This is a genomic window from Clostridium estertheticum, from assembly GCF_018861295.1.
Classification (GTDB): domain Bacteria; phylum Bacillota; class Clostridia; order Clostridiales; family Clostridiaceae; genus Clostridium_AD; species Clostridium_AD estertheticum_D.
Map to the genome: position 1 here is coordinate 19,210 of NZ_JAHLDM010000040.1, position 17,521 is coordinate 36,730.

Consider the following 17,521-nt stretch of genomic DNA (forward strand, 5'->3'; position numbering starts at 1 on the left):
TTGATTTGTCTTAAGTCAAAATAGATTATTGATTTAGCTGGTGAATATTGTCGTTTAAAAATCGTGGAACTATTAGTGTCACATTCCATATTTATTCTTATTAACACCATTATAAACAATATTTTCAATTTTAACAAGTAATATTTAGAAAATTTTATAAAAAAAGCCATAGGCATCTTTCACCTATGACTTTCTAAATAAATATTAAATTATTTCCAACATTTGTTTTAAATTTTCTTTTATTTCTTTCTTTAAAACCATAGGTTCTAGAACCGTAACTGAAGTACCCATAGATAGAATCCATCTGATAATGTCAGTCTTTCCACTCATTTGACCTTCAAAAATTATAGTTTCACTCTTAACCCATTTAATTTTTTGATTTTTAGCATATAACCCCTCACTTATTGCTTTGGAAAAGGGATGCTTAATCAGTAGCTTTAAATTATAATTTTCATCATGAAATAATCCTAGATTATTTTTCATAAATTCTTTAATACTAAAAGTAGCTGGTATGTCAAAACAATCATTCAATGACGCTACTTGAGTTATTCTCATAAGTTTAAAAATTAATTTTATTTTTCTATTTTCGCAATAGGCAACAAGATATTTAAAATTATTCCTTGTTATTATCCCATAAGGATGTATTATCCTTTCTGTTTCTCCGGAAGATACTGAACAATATTTTATCAACAACTTTTTCTTAGAAATACATGCTGATTGTATTTCCAATTCAAATTTGATTTCCTTATCCAAATTTGAGGATTTTGGTTTTATAATAATATTATCTGAATAATCATCTAATTGATTACAGCTTTCGTTTAAAATTTTTATTTTATCGTTTAAATTTTCCAACTGCTGTTTAAAATCAAAATTTGTAGATTTCTTAAGAACAACAGTTGCCATTTGCAAGGCAATAGCTTCTTCAGCCTTTATATCTAGATTTAATAGATAATCATACCCTACTAATTCATACCCCCCTGTAGGCCCAGGAACAGATTCTACATTTACGTTAGCTTCAGCTAAATCACTCATATATTTTCTAATCATTCTTTCGCTAACACCTAAAGCATAAGCAATTTCCTTTGTTTTCATTCGCTTTTTACTTTTTAATAAAATTAGTAATCTAAGCAAATTTGAAAACTTACTCATTTGTTTTTCCTCCTCTTGGTTATTAATAATATAAATTTCACTATAGTTTCTGTATTAAAATTTATATTGTGTTCACAGTATGCAAGCATCACACAACTTGTTGGCGAAAACTAAAATCACGTGTAAGTTTTGAGAATTACATTTTGCTTTATTCCAGACCTTTGACATTAAAAAGTACCACAATATTTGTAGACGAATTAATTCAATAAGTAGATCATATGCTTTCTCTAACTATTTTCCAAACATTAGATATTGCAACTTTAAATAATCTATCAGGTATAAGAATTGCATTATTGCTATTTAAGATTGATTCAATCGCACACATAGATGGATATACCAATATATTTCTCTTTATACCATTGAAGTTAATTTCAAATATCGTTTCATTTTCTTCAATTCCACTTTGTTTATCACACTGTAGTCTAATTATATCTTGCAATGTACCTAAATAAGTCCTTTGTGTAGAAATGGGCAATATCGTTTCAATGATGCCGTCTCTTACCCATTTTAACAACTGTAATCCTGATTTGCGATCAAGGTTTTCATGTACCCTTTGATTCCAAAAATGTCTAATACATTTTGGGCAAGATGAATCACAGTCACATTCCTCTAACAATACTTCAACTCCATCTAGAACACTGTCAATTAAATCAGCAACTCTATTGGAATATCCAGCACCACTTGACAAACTATCATACAAATATACATCCGCATAGATACAGTTTTTTTCACTTCTAATTCTATATCCGCATTTCAAATCACTAAATTCTACATCTAAAACCTTGCTTGCAGATAAGGCTAAGGCTTCAGACAAAGTCGTAAGAGCAGGTATTAACCAAACATTAAAATACTCGGGATTAATATTAATTTTATTTCCATCTATTTTCAATCCTAAGACAAGCATATCCGTATTAAATTCATGACCTAAATATACATTTGACCTTGAATGTGAACAGGATTGATTATCATTTTTTGAAAATGGCACTTTATATGGACGTTTACGATTATTTTTTTCATCAGAAGCCAACCCGGCAGGATCAATCGCACCACACTTCGTACACAAATCAAAGCCACTATCTTTTGGCCCTTTGTTAATCATCACCAGCAATTGATTTTCTCTGTTTTCCATTTTAATCAAACCTGTTTTTGAAATCTCTATCATTTTACTTAAGTCTTGTGGCATTGCTGAATATGATGGAATGCTTACTGTTGAATATTCTTGTGTATCACGAGTTTCCGGAATATTTTTACCATCTCTTGGAGCAAATCCCCAAGGTTTAATTAGTGTGTGTTTTTCTACCGAATTGCCACATAACGGACAAGTTAAAGTATCATTTTCTAAACCAAACCAACCACAATTATCATTAATGCAGCAATATACATCCTTGTTATATTCTTTAATTTTAAGCCAAGGTTCAGCTGCCTTGTATTTAAATTCCGGTTCATATTTAGTGTAATGATCATATATTGCTCCTGAAATATATGATTTTTTATCTACCACAATCATTCTCCCAGGTGCATATTCACTAAGCGATAAGTCGACACTTCGTTCTGGACTTTCCTTTATTTTACCATACTTATCTTCTATCCAAAAATGAACAATATTACGTGGAAACGAGTAAGTCGGAAGCAATCCTTCAGAAAATAATACATCAAGCAGTCTAATATTATTTGATTGTTCTGATTCGTCTTTATCTACTTTGGATATTTCTTTTCTTTTATAAAGTATCGGATTAGCTTTCACCTTATCACCCAATAACGATAACTCTCTTTCAAATTCCCTTCTGTATATATTCCAATCAAAATCAGCTAAGTTAGGAATTAATATTTTGGCCCTATTTTCTTCTAAAGGTATTTTAGATTGCAACCAAACACTAAAGTCCACATAATTCATTACTGAATTGGAATTGAAAAATATAACAACATCTGCAGCATCAATACTACTATGTTTAGATAAAAAATATTCTTGTAAGAAAATCAAATTAATATGCCTTTTAATTAATTTAGGATTCTTGTAATCAATCCAAGGTATTCTTGGCTCACCAGCTATTATCTTATCTGGATGTTTAAAATACCAAGAATCGTGAGGACCATTTTCCGTATACGTAACAATTGTTGAAACTGCCGCACCTTTTCTTCCCGCTCTTCCCGCACGTTGTTGATAATTTTCTCGCATAGGAGGTACATTTCGAAGTCCAACTGCAGTCAATGAACCTATATCAATACCAACTTCCATTGTGGTCGTACAACTTAATATATCTATTGGTTCATTATCTTTATCAATAACAATATCTCTAAACCTCATTTCATACTGTTCTGTAGTAACCCACACATCATTTTTCTGATCTTTATGTGATAATTGAGCAGTATGCTCTTCTGTAGTCGCATTTTTAATTTGACTACCATTTATAGCTTCTATAACTGGTTTTCTCCAAAAATTGTATCTATCTAATCCTTCTTTTGATATTTCTGCCATATGCTTATCACTTCCGCAATAAATACAACTATCAAACAGTGTAAAAGTTGATTTTCCAGCACATCGATTACACCTATACCATTTCCCAGTTTCATTGGTTTTTAAGGTCAACCTACCTGGCAATATATATTTTCTATTGTGATTACTCTCAATGTCTTTTATATTATCTGTAAGTAAATCAAATCTCTCACGTAATATTAAAATCTGTTCATCAGTGATTTCATTCTTTTTAAGTAATTTTGTTAGATATTGTGGGAATTTATCTTTTTCATCTATACCAAATCCACCACTGTCATAGGATAATATACTATCTCTAACTTCATCTTCTAATTCCGGAAAAACCGCAATATCCCTAACAATTAAGTTCTGAATCCAAGCATTATAAATCTTTCTTATTAAATCTATGGACAGATTTGATCTCGTTGCCACCTTTTCCAAAACTTCTTCTTCTAGCTCCTCTCCATCCTCACCTTTTTCAATTAGAACAATTTGCCCTAAGCACAGATTATTAAAAGATCTATAACTGTCACTTATGTTTTTTAGTATCAATTGATAAAACATTTTTGGTGGACTTCCAATATTATTTACCATCTTAATATATCGTGGATTTTCCTTTACTGCATATAACTCTTCATAATTTTTAAGCTGAGATTTAAAGCTTTCCTTTTCATCCCCATAGAAGAAACTCAAATCATTATCATAAACTATCTTTAAAAATGCATAATAAAGCAGGCTTATCGGTACTGCTCCGTGCCCATATTTTTCATCTAATAATTTTGCTGCTAAAAATAATGCTTGCCTTCCAGCATCTCCATCAGTAGCTATTGTTATATCTCGTGCAAGCGTAGCAGCCCGTTGTCTACTATCAGAAAACAGTAACACTTTTTTGCCACCATTTTTTAATTTTTCATCCCGAACTGGTTGGGCTAACAATTGTTCGGTTACAATATTGGCAAAAGGCTCATTTCCTCTAGTTCTAAATGGAGTTAGTTTAGTTTTTTCTCTTCCACAATTAGGACAACTAGTAAAAGTATATGCTTTAAGATTCTTGTTGTATGATGTTGGTATTAATACTTTAATGAATTCGGGATCATTCTCATATCTATCATTATAAAACAAAATACCTGTTTTAGAATCTATATATCCAAACATTGAATTTTCTTTTGCCTTACTTTTTTTAGTATGATCTTTAAATATATCAGTTCTATCTTTGGGTGCAATCCATAAATGTATTTCTTCAGGTTCATATATAAGCTTGTTTTGCTCTTGCCATAGAAAATTATTCGAATCATCTTTATCTTTAAAAGCACGAATAAAAATAGTTCCACATCTTCTATCGCAAACAACTTCAAATACTCGCGCTCCACAGTACTGACATTTCAATCGCAAATTTTCATCTATGTTCCCAATTTTAATTCCCATAACATCATGACTGTGTGTACATTTAGGATTTAAACATGCGAATATACCATTTAATCCTTTGAACATTAAATGAACCCGGGATGGGAGTAAGACTTTATTTTGTTTCGATTTTGATAAAGTACCAAGTGAAAGTAATATTTCTGTTGCTTTTTCAGCCTGTTTTTGCCCTACATTATCAAAAACAGCACTTGCAATTTTACTAAATTCCGTAGCCTTTCCACTGCACAGTTTAATTAATTCCAACATTGGTGGATACGTTGATAAATTTTTATACAACCAAATAGGAATATTTTCTATCTTATCATTCCACTTAAATATATTTACTAGTTTATTTAATTCTATTATTACATCTTCATCTGAGCCTTGTAATTTATCATGATCTAAACAACCCAATGCCTCTGCATCAACTAGAGTACCTTTTTCATTGTTAAAAAAGCTCTCCGATTTTCCTCTTATAATAGAAAAATTGTCATTTTCAGGATTTTGACCTGTCAACCCACAAGCAAATTCTCTTAGTGCTGTTTCTTTTCCATCTGGTACACTGGCACTTGTCAGAATACATCTGATTTTATCTCTATTTATGTTTAATTTATCCATAAGTCGTCTAACAAGCAATGATACCTCTCCGCCAGATGCACCACGATACATATGAGCTTCATCAAGAACTAACAACAGTTTATTTTCCTTTGAGCTATTTAACCATTCAAGTGTTTTACTCCAAAAACATTGTTCAATTGGTCGCATTAACATATACTCTAACATGCTATAATTGGTAATTAGTATATCTGGACATACTTTTTGCATTTCACCCCTTGTATATAATTCTGCATCATCAGGTGATGGGAATTGTTCATTGTCTTTTAAATTATTTACAAAAGAACTTAAATTTTTCGACGGAATTCTGCCAATTTTTAAAAGTTCATCATAAGCATTTTTATCACAATTTATATAATTCTTATTTATTAATTTAGCTAAATTTTTATTTTTATCTTCATTATTATCCCCAGCATATGGAGTCCTCCCTGTATACATACCAAATCGTGGTCTTCTAGTTTCTTGTTTTGACACAGATCTTATAATATCCATATAAGCATCATCTTTTCTACCAATTATATTACGTATTCTTCCTAGCTGATCAGATACTAGGGCATTCATTGGATATAATACTAATGCCCTAATTCCTTCTTTCTGCCAAGTCTTTTGAGATGTAGAAGCTTCTCTAATTAACTCTGTTAGTATAGGCCAAATAAAACATTCTGTTTTACCAGAACCAGTTCCCGTCGTTATAAGTAAATCCTTACCATCATAAAATTCCTCTAAAGCATTAACTTGATGATAGAATGGAGTGTTAAATACACCTAGCTTATTTTCAATAAGTATTGACAAATAATTTTTTATGTCTAAATTCAACCTTGAGGTTTTAAAGCCATCAGATACAATCGCGTAGCTTTTTGTTGATTCTATAAATGGCTCTTGAAAAAGCACACCCCTCTTGTTTAATAATTCATCAGTTGCTTGAAGCAAAAGCTCATTTTCAGCAAAATATTGTGCTTTAATATAATCAGATAATTTTCCTTTTAACTTCTCATGCGTTTTTCTAATACCAAGTTCACTCATAGTCTCTTCTCCTTATTCTCATTTTGAAATTTTATAATAACACCAAGTTCATTTAAACATTTTTCAACATCGTACCAAAGAAACTTAGGAATTATTCTATTGAAACTATCATCATATGTTATCTGAGGCCATGATGACATAATCAATATTCTCATTTCGGCATTAGGTATTCTACTATTTAATTTAAGAATTATATAATCATCATATTTTTTCGCCTTAAATATAGCAGGTGTTTTATTATAAGAATTTAATGAATACATAATTCTGTATATTTCTTTTTCTTCATAATACCATTTATCCAACTTAGCAGACAGAATGCCTTCATCATCATTCTTTAACAAAAAATATCCACCATCTATCTCCATACTCTTTAACAAAGATAATCCCTTTGGTATTTTATTATTATTAAAATCAGCCCATGATTTTGAATACCAATTATCATTTCCAATTTTGAAAATTTGGTATATATTATCTAATTCATTTACTTGCCATGCAGCATTCTTCTTTAATGTTTTGCAATATTCAATAGCCGAACATGTAGGTAAATCAAAAATATATTTGTAATTGATAGGTAGTTCTGATTCAGTCGACCATCTGCCCATACCAACAGAATATAAATTTATGCCTTCCCATATAACCCCACCCAAAATCAATTTATTTATTGTAAAGGTTGCAACTCTTTCAGGTGAAGGTGTCAATCGTCTATTATTGATTTTTGATAATTCATAACAAAAAATCAACTGTTCCACGATACTACTTGATAAACTATTAGAACAACTTTCAAAACCAGTGTTCTTATTCCATTTACCACTATGTGGTATCGCATTTAACATACCGTATGCCACTTGAGACAACCTAGATTTAATATGCATAACATCCACGTTATGATACTCTAATTTATCTTCATTAACATAATAAATATCAGTATATGATTTACCCAATACTTGAACTCTTGCCCATGCTACTAAAGCTGAATATATTAATCTATTTCCATACTCCTCTTCAGTCTCCACATTAAATTTACTAATATTTAAATCACAAGATAATTGCTCCATTAGAACGTTATTCATCAAAATCACCTTTTATAATTTCGAGCAAACTATTATCAAACTCCTCTGTATTTAAGTTGATATTTTTTTCTATTTTATCATATAAATCATTATACTCGCATACCATTTTCAGTTCACACCTTGCATACCCTTGAATAGCATCTTTAATATTTGACAGTCTATGAGAATAAGCCACGATAGATGTCCTTAGATTTTTATATGAATTTCCTAATTTCAAATTCTTTAATAGTTTTTTTATTTTCTTGAGTTCAACATCTAAATCCTCATTATCAATAAATTTTTCTAATACATCTTTAGCATTACTGTATATGTATTCTATTTTTTTAGTTGCTGAAAACTTGTCAATTGATACTAACGCAATATAATTAAAAAAGCTCTTTGGCATATATTTAACTGAATCAGAATTTTCCGCTGATAAAATTAGTATTTTCTTTAATAAATCATTTTGTGATTTATCCCTTAGCAAGGGCAATATCGCATTTTCATTCATAGTTCCCAGTGCGTCTTCAATTAAAATTGATGACGCACTTGATTCACAGTATATATCTGTCAACTCTCTAGCATTTGTGTAACCATTAGGCAATGTAATAATATAAGGTGTCTCTCCACTATATGCAGTACTAATTGCAGTCGCAACTTCCCTAGATTTATAACCACAAATTAACGGTGTTAACCCAGACGCAAAGATACCAATAATATAGTTTGCGATTTCATCTGAGACATTTCCAACCCCTAGTTTTTCCAAATTATTAGCTATGTTTTCAGAAAATGTATTTATATCTTGGCAACCTGATAATTTTTCACTTTTTTCATTTGTTTTTGTATAAGGTCTGCTTGTACTATCCCTGTTGATTGTTTCTTGATCATTTGTTTTGGCACCACTTTTTAAGAGTGACGAATTTAAAGCATTTATGATTACATTTTTGTCTATATTCTGAATATATTTTTCAACTGTCAAATCATAATACTTTACTTTTTCAACTAATAAATCTATATCATCATTTAGCCTTTTTTCTTCCTTGTGCAACCTAATACAATCATTATCTAATTCCCTATTCTTGCCCAATAAAACTTTGTTTTCTATTTCCCATTGTTTTTTAAATATAACGGACTGTTCTTTAAATTCTAAGTTTAATCTTTCATTCATTTTATTTATCTGTATATCTTTTTCATCTATAGTATTAACTTGATTTAAAATCTCTACCATCAGCCCTTTAATTTTTTTATTCAATTGACTAATATTATTTATTAGATTTTTCTCCTTAATATTTGCAATTTCTTCTATATAATTAAATTTATAGGCTGAATCACTTGAACGTTTTCGCTCTTGTATAATTCCCTTGTTACTTAACTCTAATTGATTCTCTAAATCTTTAATTTTATCATCTAAAATATAAATTTCAGTTTTATGATTCGAATTTAACTTGATAACTTTCTCTTCAAAATCTTTTTTTATAGTTACACTCAAATCTTGTTTTACTAATATCAGCTGCATATCTTTATCAATATAATCCTTTTGCATAGGGGTCAATTCATGTCCCATTAATTTAAATAAAAGTTTTATATTTTCTGGTTTTAGTTCAATTAAAATCTTTTCAATAAGGTTAGCAAAGATGGTTACATCGCTACTTTTAACTGCCTCATAAAAGTAATCTTCATTCGAAGTTTCCTTAATTATAGAATCATTTGTAATATTTACCATTGTATTCGCAAGTGAATCTAATTTTTTAGTTATAATAAAATCGCCTTTTTTAAATCTATTCAAATAAATATTATGTAATATATTAACAGGAAAATGTTTGCTATCAATTCTGAAACCCGCAATTTCAGTCTTGAATTTTTTTTGATTCTTCTTTATTAGATCAATTAGGTCTTCCTTACTAGTAATATTAATTAATAATTGCATTTCATCAGTAGTCAAATTGTTTAATATGTTTTTTTGTATTTCAATCTTTTGTTTCATCAGCTACGACCTCCTAAATAAATTCTTATTTCTTCCAATTGTTTTACAGCTGATACAGGTATTCTATTTGTTTTAACCCATAACTCAATTAATCGGTATAATCTAATATTATTATGAATATTTTTTGAAAGTAGATATAATAACTCAATGTTACGCTCATTTGTATTTATTGTAGGGGCAGTACAAACATACAAATGCAAGTATACTTTTTCAAAATTTAATTCTAGCATATTTGTTTTATCATTTTTCTTTTTGTATTTATATTTACAAATACCAAACGCTTTATTGTTTATAACCAATTCATCAAAAGACCTAACCTTATCAAATCGAACATTGCTAGAAGAAATCACATAATTTTCATTTAAAACAATCGCTGTAAAGTGCAAATTTGAATTTACCATAAGTATCCCATCTTTTGGTGGCTTTAAGTACTTGTTTGTGAAATCAAATATGTTATCATCGCTATCTGTGACTTTGGACTTTAATGTTATTAAATCTTTCTTCACGAGGTTATCAACTCGAATTATACTATATTTTATTTCTTCTATTATATTACCGTTCGTGCCTGCCACGGCAACAGTTTTGTTATCATTAATAGTAATTTTTATAATTGCAGATTTAGTATCACCACTTACTGGCATAAGTCCATTATCATGTGTATAATACACTCGTTCTTTATTTGTGTTATCAATATGTAAAAAAAGTGCATTAGAATGATCATATTTCAGTTCATTACCCTCAAATACAGCCGGTGGCCATAGTGGCAAAAGTTCATTCACACCATCCAACAGATTATATCCTTTTCTTTCTATGAATTTTCTTGCTTCTTCAGTATATAAGTTTAATTCCATTGAATAAACACTAAAAATTATTTTATTATTTAAATATCCTTGATTTAATTGAATATTACCAAGTTCAGTAAATTTAATGCCATTTATAATTGGATTACAATTTTCAAAAATGATCCTATATGTTTTTCCAACACTAATATTTGCCTTTAATGCAACTCTATAGCCACCATCTTTATTACAATGATAAATATCATTGTTTAAATCAATACCTCTTATGCCCCAAAGCCACTTTCTTTGCATTTCTGGTAAATGAACATTGGGCTCACATTTTATATCAATCCACTCCCTTAGTGTATCAACTTTATAATAGTGTAAATTATCTACATTATAAATACCTCTATCCATGTCATCTACAGCTTTAGTATTAACACATATTTTTGCATTAACTTCTTTTAATTTCATCATACTACTGTCACTAAGTGTTGGGAAATAAGCCCTTAGCTCAAATCTCTCGTTCTCACTACACAAATATAATGGAACACCCCCATTGTTAATGTACATCTTATCAAGTGTATTGTTAATGCTTGAATACTCATTTCCTTTGTATCCAGGACATATTTTCTGGAATGGCGTTCTATCCTTAATTCTTATATGTGCAAAATAATCAACATACACATTACCTTTACGAACATTTACACTATCCAAACAGTATGGGCATTGATAAGTTAAGTTACAACTTGCTTCTTCGGCAGATACTTTTTTACCATTCATATCCTTTGCATATTCAATTGAAGCCATGTATAATCCCCCTATCTGAAAAAGCACATCATTTAGTTTAAATAATCACTATTCATATTCATTTTACCTAAAAATTTCAACTCATTATTATGTACTCTGTATAAATCTCAAGTCCGTTAAACATTCTATCATCCTCTATATTGTTTGTATACATTATCCCTTACCCTAAAAATGTACTTATTGAATTCCCACCTATTAACATTATCAGCGTACTCAAAACAATGAAAATATTAATTTCTTATTTTCTCTTTAACTACAATAGTTGCAACTCTTATCCTCATTATAATCTTTTACTCGCTAATTACACCACAAATTTTATCATTATATATTTATTTTAGCTTTTATGGTTTATATTTCAATTAAAATAAAATCTTATTCCCACGCCTTAAGAAAAATCATCAAAACCTTATATCAAACTTCTCACTGTTTTTTCTTGTTAACAACAAATCACACCTTGTCATCTACATAGGAAAACATAAATATAATTTCTCCATAACCTTATCCTGCTCCCGTGTTATAATAAACTAATGCTATCATCAAAGGAGGCCCCCATGAAAACTTACAACAAACTAGTCCGCGACAAAATCCCTGAAATCATCAAAGCCGCAGGTAAAAACTTTGATATCCACTATGCTAAAAAAGAAGAAGTTTTACCTTTACTTGAAACCAAGTTAAATGAGGAAGTTTCCGAATATCTAGAAGCTAAAAATCTAGAAGAACTTGCTGATGTTATGGAAGTTTTATTTGGTCTTGCAAATGCTCTTGGATATTCCGATGATGATCTAATTAACAAGAGAAATGAAAAGAAAGAAGAAAGAGGCGGCTTTGAAAAAGGCATAGTACTTGAAAAAGTTTATGAATAAACAAAACCCTCCATAGTTTTTTCTCTATGAAGGGCTTTGTTTTTATATTTATTTTTGTAACTTTTCAAGTCTTTCTTTATAAAATCTTCTGGTTCTATAATCAATAATATCTTTTAAATGAGTTATAAATTCAGGATTATTAATAAATTCACCTAACTCATCATTTAAACAAAAATATGATTCATCTCTATAAAAGAAATCTTCTGCAGAATTTAAAAATGCCTTTATTGGATTTTCTGCTATTCTTAGATAATCCTTCTCCTCAAAATCTTTATAGTTTTTAGTTGCTTTATGTCTCAAAAGATCCACTGAATTTGATGGTTTATCATAGAATTCCTTAAAGCTTTGAAAAATTGTTTCTTCATCTATTTTCAAATTAATATTACCATCATTATAGAATGCTAAGAGTAAAGGCATTTTATAAGTCTTAGTCATCGACGTTTTCTCTATATTATTTAAAAAAGCATATGCTTTAGTATTTAGTAACAATTTTTCTTCTTCTGAAAGCTCATTTATCTTATTTAAAAAACCTAAATAATCATTAAAGATATTTAATTCTCCTCTAGATCTTATTACATTATAAAGATCATCATCCATGTAAGTATACATTTGAAGCCTACTAGGTCTAGTTTTAAGATCTTCTTTTATTCTAAAAAAATCCTCCACTACTAGATCAAATATATTCTTTTGCTCTATCATCATCTTCTTAAATATATCAATTACCTGAAAATCGAAATCCACTATACATTCATCGGGATATTCTTCTTCTTTAGGTAATCTACCAAGTTTAGCTTTCCCTGCACTATCCTTTAAATTTCCACTTAGGAAGAATGGAATTAAGTTAGCTTTTTTATAATTACCTATGAAGTCTAATACATTCACATACTTCTTGTCCTTATATTTTCTTAACCCACGTCCTAGTTGTTGCAGAAAAACAGTTGGGGATTCTGTTGGTCTTAAAAGTAAGATCATATCAATTTGAGGAATATCTAAACCTTCATTAAACATATCCACAGAGAATATAATATTTAATTCCCCTGTTTTAAGTTTATCCACCGCTTTATGTCTATCCATAGAAAACTCATTTTGCTCACCACTCATTACAGCGCAGGCTTTAATTCCATTTTCATTAAAATATTTGCTCATATATATGGCATGGCGTCTACTACTGCAGAAACCTAAAGCTCTTTTACTATTATATTTTTCATAATGTTTTAGGATTAAATTTGAACGCTTATTAAGCATTAAGGCTTTTTCCAATTCTGTTTCATCATACCTACCATTTCTAAAAGATATCTTTGTATAATCGGTCTCATCAAAAACTCCATAGTATCTAAAAGGAACTAGCCATCCCTTGTCTATTGCTCCTTTTAATCTGACTTCATATACAATATTATAATCACAAAGAGCAAATACATCTTTGTTATCCAATCTCTCTGGAGTTGCAGTAAGTCCTAAAAGAAACTTTGGAGTGAAATATTCTAATATATTTGAGTAATTACCTGCTGCTGCATGGTGAAATTCATCTATTATAATATAATCAAAGACATCCTTTTTAAAATACTCATCGCATAGGTACTGTTTTTGACCCAGGGTTTGTACTGTAGCAAATAAAACCTCCTTATTACTATCCTTATTTTCACCATTAAAAAATCCAGTCTTAATATTAGGCCTAATGTTTTTAAAAGATATCTCTGCTTGATTTAATATTTCTTCTCTATGAGCTACAAATAGAATTCTATCAAAATCCATCGAATCAAAAGCAGCTAGATATGTTTTACCTATGCCCGTTGCAGCCACAACTAATCCTTTATCTAAACCATCTTCCCTGCATTTCCTCAGTTCATATAGTGCTTCAATTTGTGCACCTCTAGGTTCATATAGCGGAATTACTAGGCCATATTCATCTTTGTTATCTTCTACTTTTTCTAGAGTATTAAAGATTTTAGGCCTTTTCCATACCGATGAATAACGCCTAAGCTCTGCATCGTCAATAATTATAGAATGATTTAAAAATAAGTCTTCAAAAACATTCTTAAAGTGTGCAAAATCCTCTAAGTTATTATTCTTATTTATTCTATAATTCCATTCAATACCACTAGTTAATGCAGAATTGGACATATTAGAAGATCCTATAAAAACATCTCCATCTTCTTCATATTCAAATATGTATGACTTAGGGTGAAAGGATTTATTCTTAATATTATAAAACCTTAAATCCACCTTATCCCCTAGTGCTTCCTTTACTAAATATAAAGCTTGAGGTTGAGTGATATTAAGATAATTTCCTGTTAATATTCTTATACGTATACCACTTTGAGCCACCAGCTTTAAATCATTTATAAGCAATTTCACTCCTGATTCCATTAAAAATCCTACCGCCATATCTATAGTCTTTGCCTTTCTTAACGAGGCTGCTAATTTAGGTAATAAATAATCCTTATCCCCTGTAGAGCAGTTTGAATCATAATCTAGCGTGGCCTCTTTAAAATGGATGGAATCACTAGTTATTATATCTTTAGTAACAATATCAACTTTATCCTTCATACCTCACTAATGCCTCCCTTATATAACTAAGCAACAACTAATATTTTCAATCAAATATACACTATACCAAATCATTTACTAATATGGTACTATCTACATTTTATCATAGTAACTTGTTGATTTAAAGACACCCCTTTCTCACTAAGATGGAAAGAAACTTTTTAAATTTAATTAGATTTCATAGCATTTTTAACTTAAATTTAACGACATTTCAGAAGGAAAGTCGCCCACTTCTACAAGCAGGAGTTGCATATCCTAGCAAATAGGAAACTTCGGTGGAAGTATAAATCTCCTTCTGAAGTCGTTAATGCTTCAGCTCCGCAGGAGATGATTTAACTTCCTACACTTCAGTGATTTCAGTCAGTTATTAGCAATTAATATTATTTACTTAATTAAAATCTTATTAAATTCTTATAAGATTTTACACTATTCTAATCTAAATTTTAACAACAGTTTATTTAATCAAATTCTATATTAATAGAATTTGCAATCATGCGAATGTATGTTCGCATTTTGGCAATAATATTATTATAATATATATTATTTCAGGCAAAAATTTGATATACTTAGGAGGGTGAACATGAGTTTAAAAAAAGATTTAAATAACATTCATGATAAAAGCTATAAAGATTTATTTTCTACAAATGATGCTTTTCTATCCTTTGTTAATACCTTTATTCAAGGAGAATGGATAGATAAATTAGAAAAGGATAAATTAATACTCGTTGATAAATCTTATATTTTATCTGATTATGAAGAATTAGAATCTGATATAGTATACAATGCAACTATTGGAGAACAGAACATAATATTTTATGTTCTTCTAGAACTTCAATCAAGTGTAGATCACAGCATGCCTATACGATTATTAATGTATATGGTAAAACTATGGAGAGAGATATTAAGAAATAGTGAAAAAAAAGAAATTAAAAGAAAAAGCTACAGGCTTCCTGCAATTGTTCCGATAGTTCTTTATAATGGCACAAAAATAGGAAAACGAGTGAAACAGCTATGAGGCACTATTGGTTATGGGATTAAATAATTTTATAGATGCACGAATACTTACAAATAAATAAAAGATATTCAATTACTATTTAGAATGATATAATATAAAAATGAGGTGTTATTTATGGATGAGAATAAAATGTTTGACCTATTAGAAAAAATATATGTTGAGGTTCAAGAAACTAAAAAAGAGGTTAAAAGTCACACTGATAAATTTAATAATGTTGATAATAGACTTGATGGTCTTGAAAATGAAATTAAAAAATTAGGTGCAAGAATAGACGGAAAACTAATTCCTACAAGTGATGCTCTTTTGGACGGATATAAAGTTAATTCTGAACATATAACAATTATTGATGATAAGATTGACAGGCTTCAAATAGATGTTAATAGTATAAGTATGAAAGTGTCAAATAAATTTCTTTGACTATATCATTTGCCATAATCTTTAGTTAACTCTTTGCTTAAATTGCTAATTACTGATTTACCATACTCAGCTTTTGCACTTTGCAATATTTCTGTTTTATTAATTTCACCTATATTCCAATATAAAATTACCACCAAATTCTTAGCTTTTTCCAGCTCAAACTCATCATACTTACCATTTTTAAAAGATACCTCTGCTTGGTTTAATATTTCTTCTCTATGAGCTACAAATAGAATCCTATTAAAATCCAGCGAATCAAAAGCAGCAAGATAAGTTTTACCTATGCCCGTTGCAGCAACAGCTAATCCTTTATCTAAGCCATCTTCCCTACATTTCCTTAGTGTTAATATAGTGCTTCAATTTGCGCACCTCTAGGCTCATACAGCGGAATTACTAGGCCATATTCATCTTTGTTATCTTCTACCTTTTCAAAAGTATTAAAGATTTTAGGCCCTTTCCATACTGATGAATAACGCCTAAGCTCATCATCGTCAATAATTATTGAATGATTTAAAAATAAGTCTTCAAAAACATTCTTAAAGTGTGCAAAATCCTCTAAGTTCTTATTCTTATACATACACCACTTTGCGCCACCTGCTTTAAATCATTTATAAGTAATTTCACTCCTGATTCCATTAAAAATCCTACCGCCATATCTATAGTCTTTGCCTTTTTTAATGAGGCCGCTAATTTAGGTAATAAATAATCCTTATCCCCTGTAGAGCAATTTGAATCATAATCTAGCGTGGCCCCTTTAAATTGGATGGAATCACTAGTTATTATATCTTTAGTAACAATATCAACTTTATCCTTCATACTTCACTAATGCCCCTTGGTATAACTAAGCAACAACTAATATTTATAATGCTATACCAAATCATTTACTAATATGGCACTATCTACATTTTATCATAGTAACTTGTTGATTTAAAGACACCCCTTTCTCACTAAGATGGAATGAAATCTTTTAAATTTAATTAGATTTTATAGCATTTTTAACTTAAATTTAACTCCCTATACTTCAGTGATTTCAGTCAGTTATTAGCTATTAATATTATTTACTTAATTAAAATCTTATTAAGTTTTATAAAATTTTACAAGATTCTTATCTACATTTTAACAACAATATATTTAAACAAATTCTATACTAATAATAATTTTCATCATACGAATATATGTTCGCTTTTCGGCAATGATATTATTATAATATATATTATTTCATACAAAAATTTGATATACTTAGGAGGATGAACGTGAGTTTTAAAAAAGATTTAAATAATATTCATGACAAAAGTTATAAGGATTTATTTTCTACAAATGATGCTTTTTTATCCTTTGTTAAAACCTTTAATTTATTTTAAAACAAGTGAAACAACTATGATGAATAACGCCA

The 17,521-nt window shown here is 29.3% G+C and carries 12 protein-coding genes and 1 pseudogene; 3 read left to right on the forward strand and 10 right to left on the reverse strand.

The window, feature by feature from the left end; genetic code table 11:
• Positions 1–204: 204 nt before the first annotated feature.
• The 5 genes from KPL54_RS24180 to KPL54_RS24200 form a co-directional block, all read right to left on the reverse strand.
• On the reverse strand, positions 205–1,149 hold the full coding sequence (locus KPL54_RS24180) for a helix-turn-helix transcriptional regulator (protein ID WP_216109057.1): 945 nt from the start codon (positions 1,147–1,149) through the stop codon (positions 205–207).
• A gap of 214 nt (positions 1,150–1,363) precedes the next feature.
• Positions 1,364–6,664: a DEAD/DEAH box helicase gene (locus KPL54_RS24185; protein ID WP_216109058.1), complete on the reverse strand. Its 5,301-nt coding sequence runs from the start codon at positions 6,662–6,664 to the stop codon at positions 1,364–1,366.
• Entirely contained in the window at positions 6,661–7,734 is a 1,074-nt protein-coding gene (locus KPL54_RS24190; protein ID WP_216109059.1) for a hypothetical protein, read from the reverse strand. The genes KPL54_RS24185 and KPL54_RS24190 overlap by 4 nt, the downstream gene beginning before the upstream one ends.
• On the reverse strand, positions 7,727–9,697 hold the full coding sequence (locus tag KPL54_RS24195) for a hypothetical protein (RefSeq protein ID WP_216109060.1): 1,971 nt from the start codon (positions 9,695–9,697) through the stop codon (positions 7,727–7,729). Before KPL54_RS24195 ends, KPL54_RS24190 begins: the two co-directional genes overlap by 8 nt.
• Positions 9,697–11,286, reverse strand: coding sequence for a hypothetical protein (locus tag KPL54_RS24200; RefSeq protein ID WP_216109061.1), 1,590 nt, complete (start codon positions 11,284–11,286; stop codon positions 9,697–9,699). The genes KPL54_RS24195 and KPL54_RS24200 overlap by 1 nt, the downstream gene beginning before the upstream one ends.
• Before the next feature lie 551 nt (positions 11,287–11,837).
• Here KPL54_RS24200 and KPL54_RS24205 point away from each other — a divergent pair.
• Complete coding sequence (locus tag KPL54_RS24205) at positions 11,838–12,149, forward strand: nucleoside triphosphate pyrophosphohydrolase (RefSeq protein WP_216109062.1); 312 nt, start codon at positions 11,838–11,840, stop codon at positions 12,147–12,149.
• Positions 12,150–12,197: 48 nt separating this feature from the next.
• Here KPL54_RS24205 and KPL54_RS24210 read toward each other — a convergent pair whose 3' ends face one another.
• Positions 12,198–14,696, reverse strand: a complete 2,499-nt coding sequence (locus KPL54_RS24210; RefSeq protein ID WP_216109063.1) for a DEAD/DEAH box helicase family protein — start codon at positions 14,694–14,696, stop codon at positions 12,198–12,200.
• A gap of 580 nt (positions 14,697–15,276) precedes the next feature.
• Here KPL54_RS24210 and KPL54_RS24215 point away from each other — a divergent pair.
• The gene (locus tag KPL54_RS24215) at positions 15,277–15,711 is read left to right on the forward strand and encodes an Rpn family recombination-promoting nuclease/putative transposase (RefSeq protein ID WP_216109064.1); all 435 of its coding nucleotides are present in this window, start codon (positions 15,277–15,279) and stop codon (positions 15,709–15,711) included.
• 114 nt (positions 15,712–15,825) lie between these two features.
• Entirely contained in the window at positions 15,826–16,128 is a 303-nt protein-coding gene (locus KPL54_RS24220; protein WP_216109065.1) for a hypothetical protein, read from the forward strand.
• A 5-nt stretch (positions 16,129–16,133) separates the two neighbouring features.
• On the opposite strand, the gene KPL54_RS26665 is transcribed toward KPL54_RS24220, so the two are convergent.
• From KPL54_RS26665 to KPL54_RS24235, 4 genes and pseudogenes are all read right to left on the reverse strand, one after another.
• The gene (locus KPL54_RS26665; RefSeq protein WP_268038021.1) at positions 16,134–16,265 is read right to left on the reverse strand and encodes a DUF1016 N-terminal domain-containing protein; all 132 of its coding nucleotides are present in this window, start codon (positions 16,263–16,265) and stop codon (positions 16,134–16,136) included.
• A 78-nt stretch (positions 16,266–16,343) separates the two neighbouring features.
• Positions 16,344–16,478: pseudogene (locus tag KPL54_RS26780) on the reverse strand (DEAD/DEAH box helicase family protein); the annotation flags it as partial.
• On the reverse strand, positions 16,472–16,705 hold the full coding sequence (locus KPL54_RS24230) for a hypothetical protein (protein ID WP_216109067.1): 234 nt from the start codon (positions 16,703–16,705) through the stop codon (positions 16,472–16,474). The gene KPL54_RS24230 and the pseudogene KPL54_RS26780, both read right to left, overlap by 7 nt.
• Positions 16,684–16,944, reverse strand: coding sequence for a hypothetical protein (locus tag KPL54_RS24235; RefSeq protein ID WP_216109068.1), 261 nt, complete (start codon positions 16,942–16,944; stop codon positions 16,684–16,686). The genes KPL54_RS24230 and KPL54_RS24235 overlap by 22 nt, the downstream gene beginning before the upstream one ends.
• Positions 16,945–17,521 lie beyond the last annotated feature (577 nt).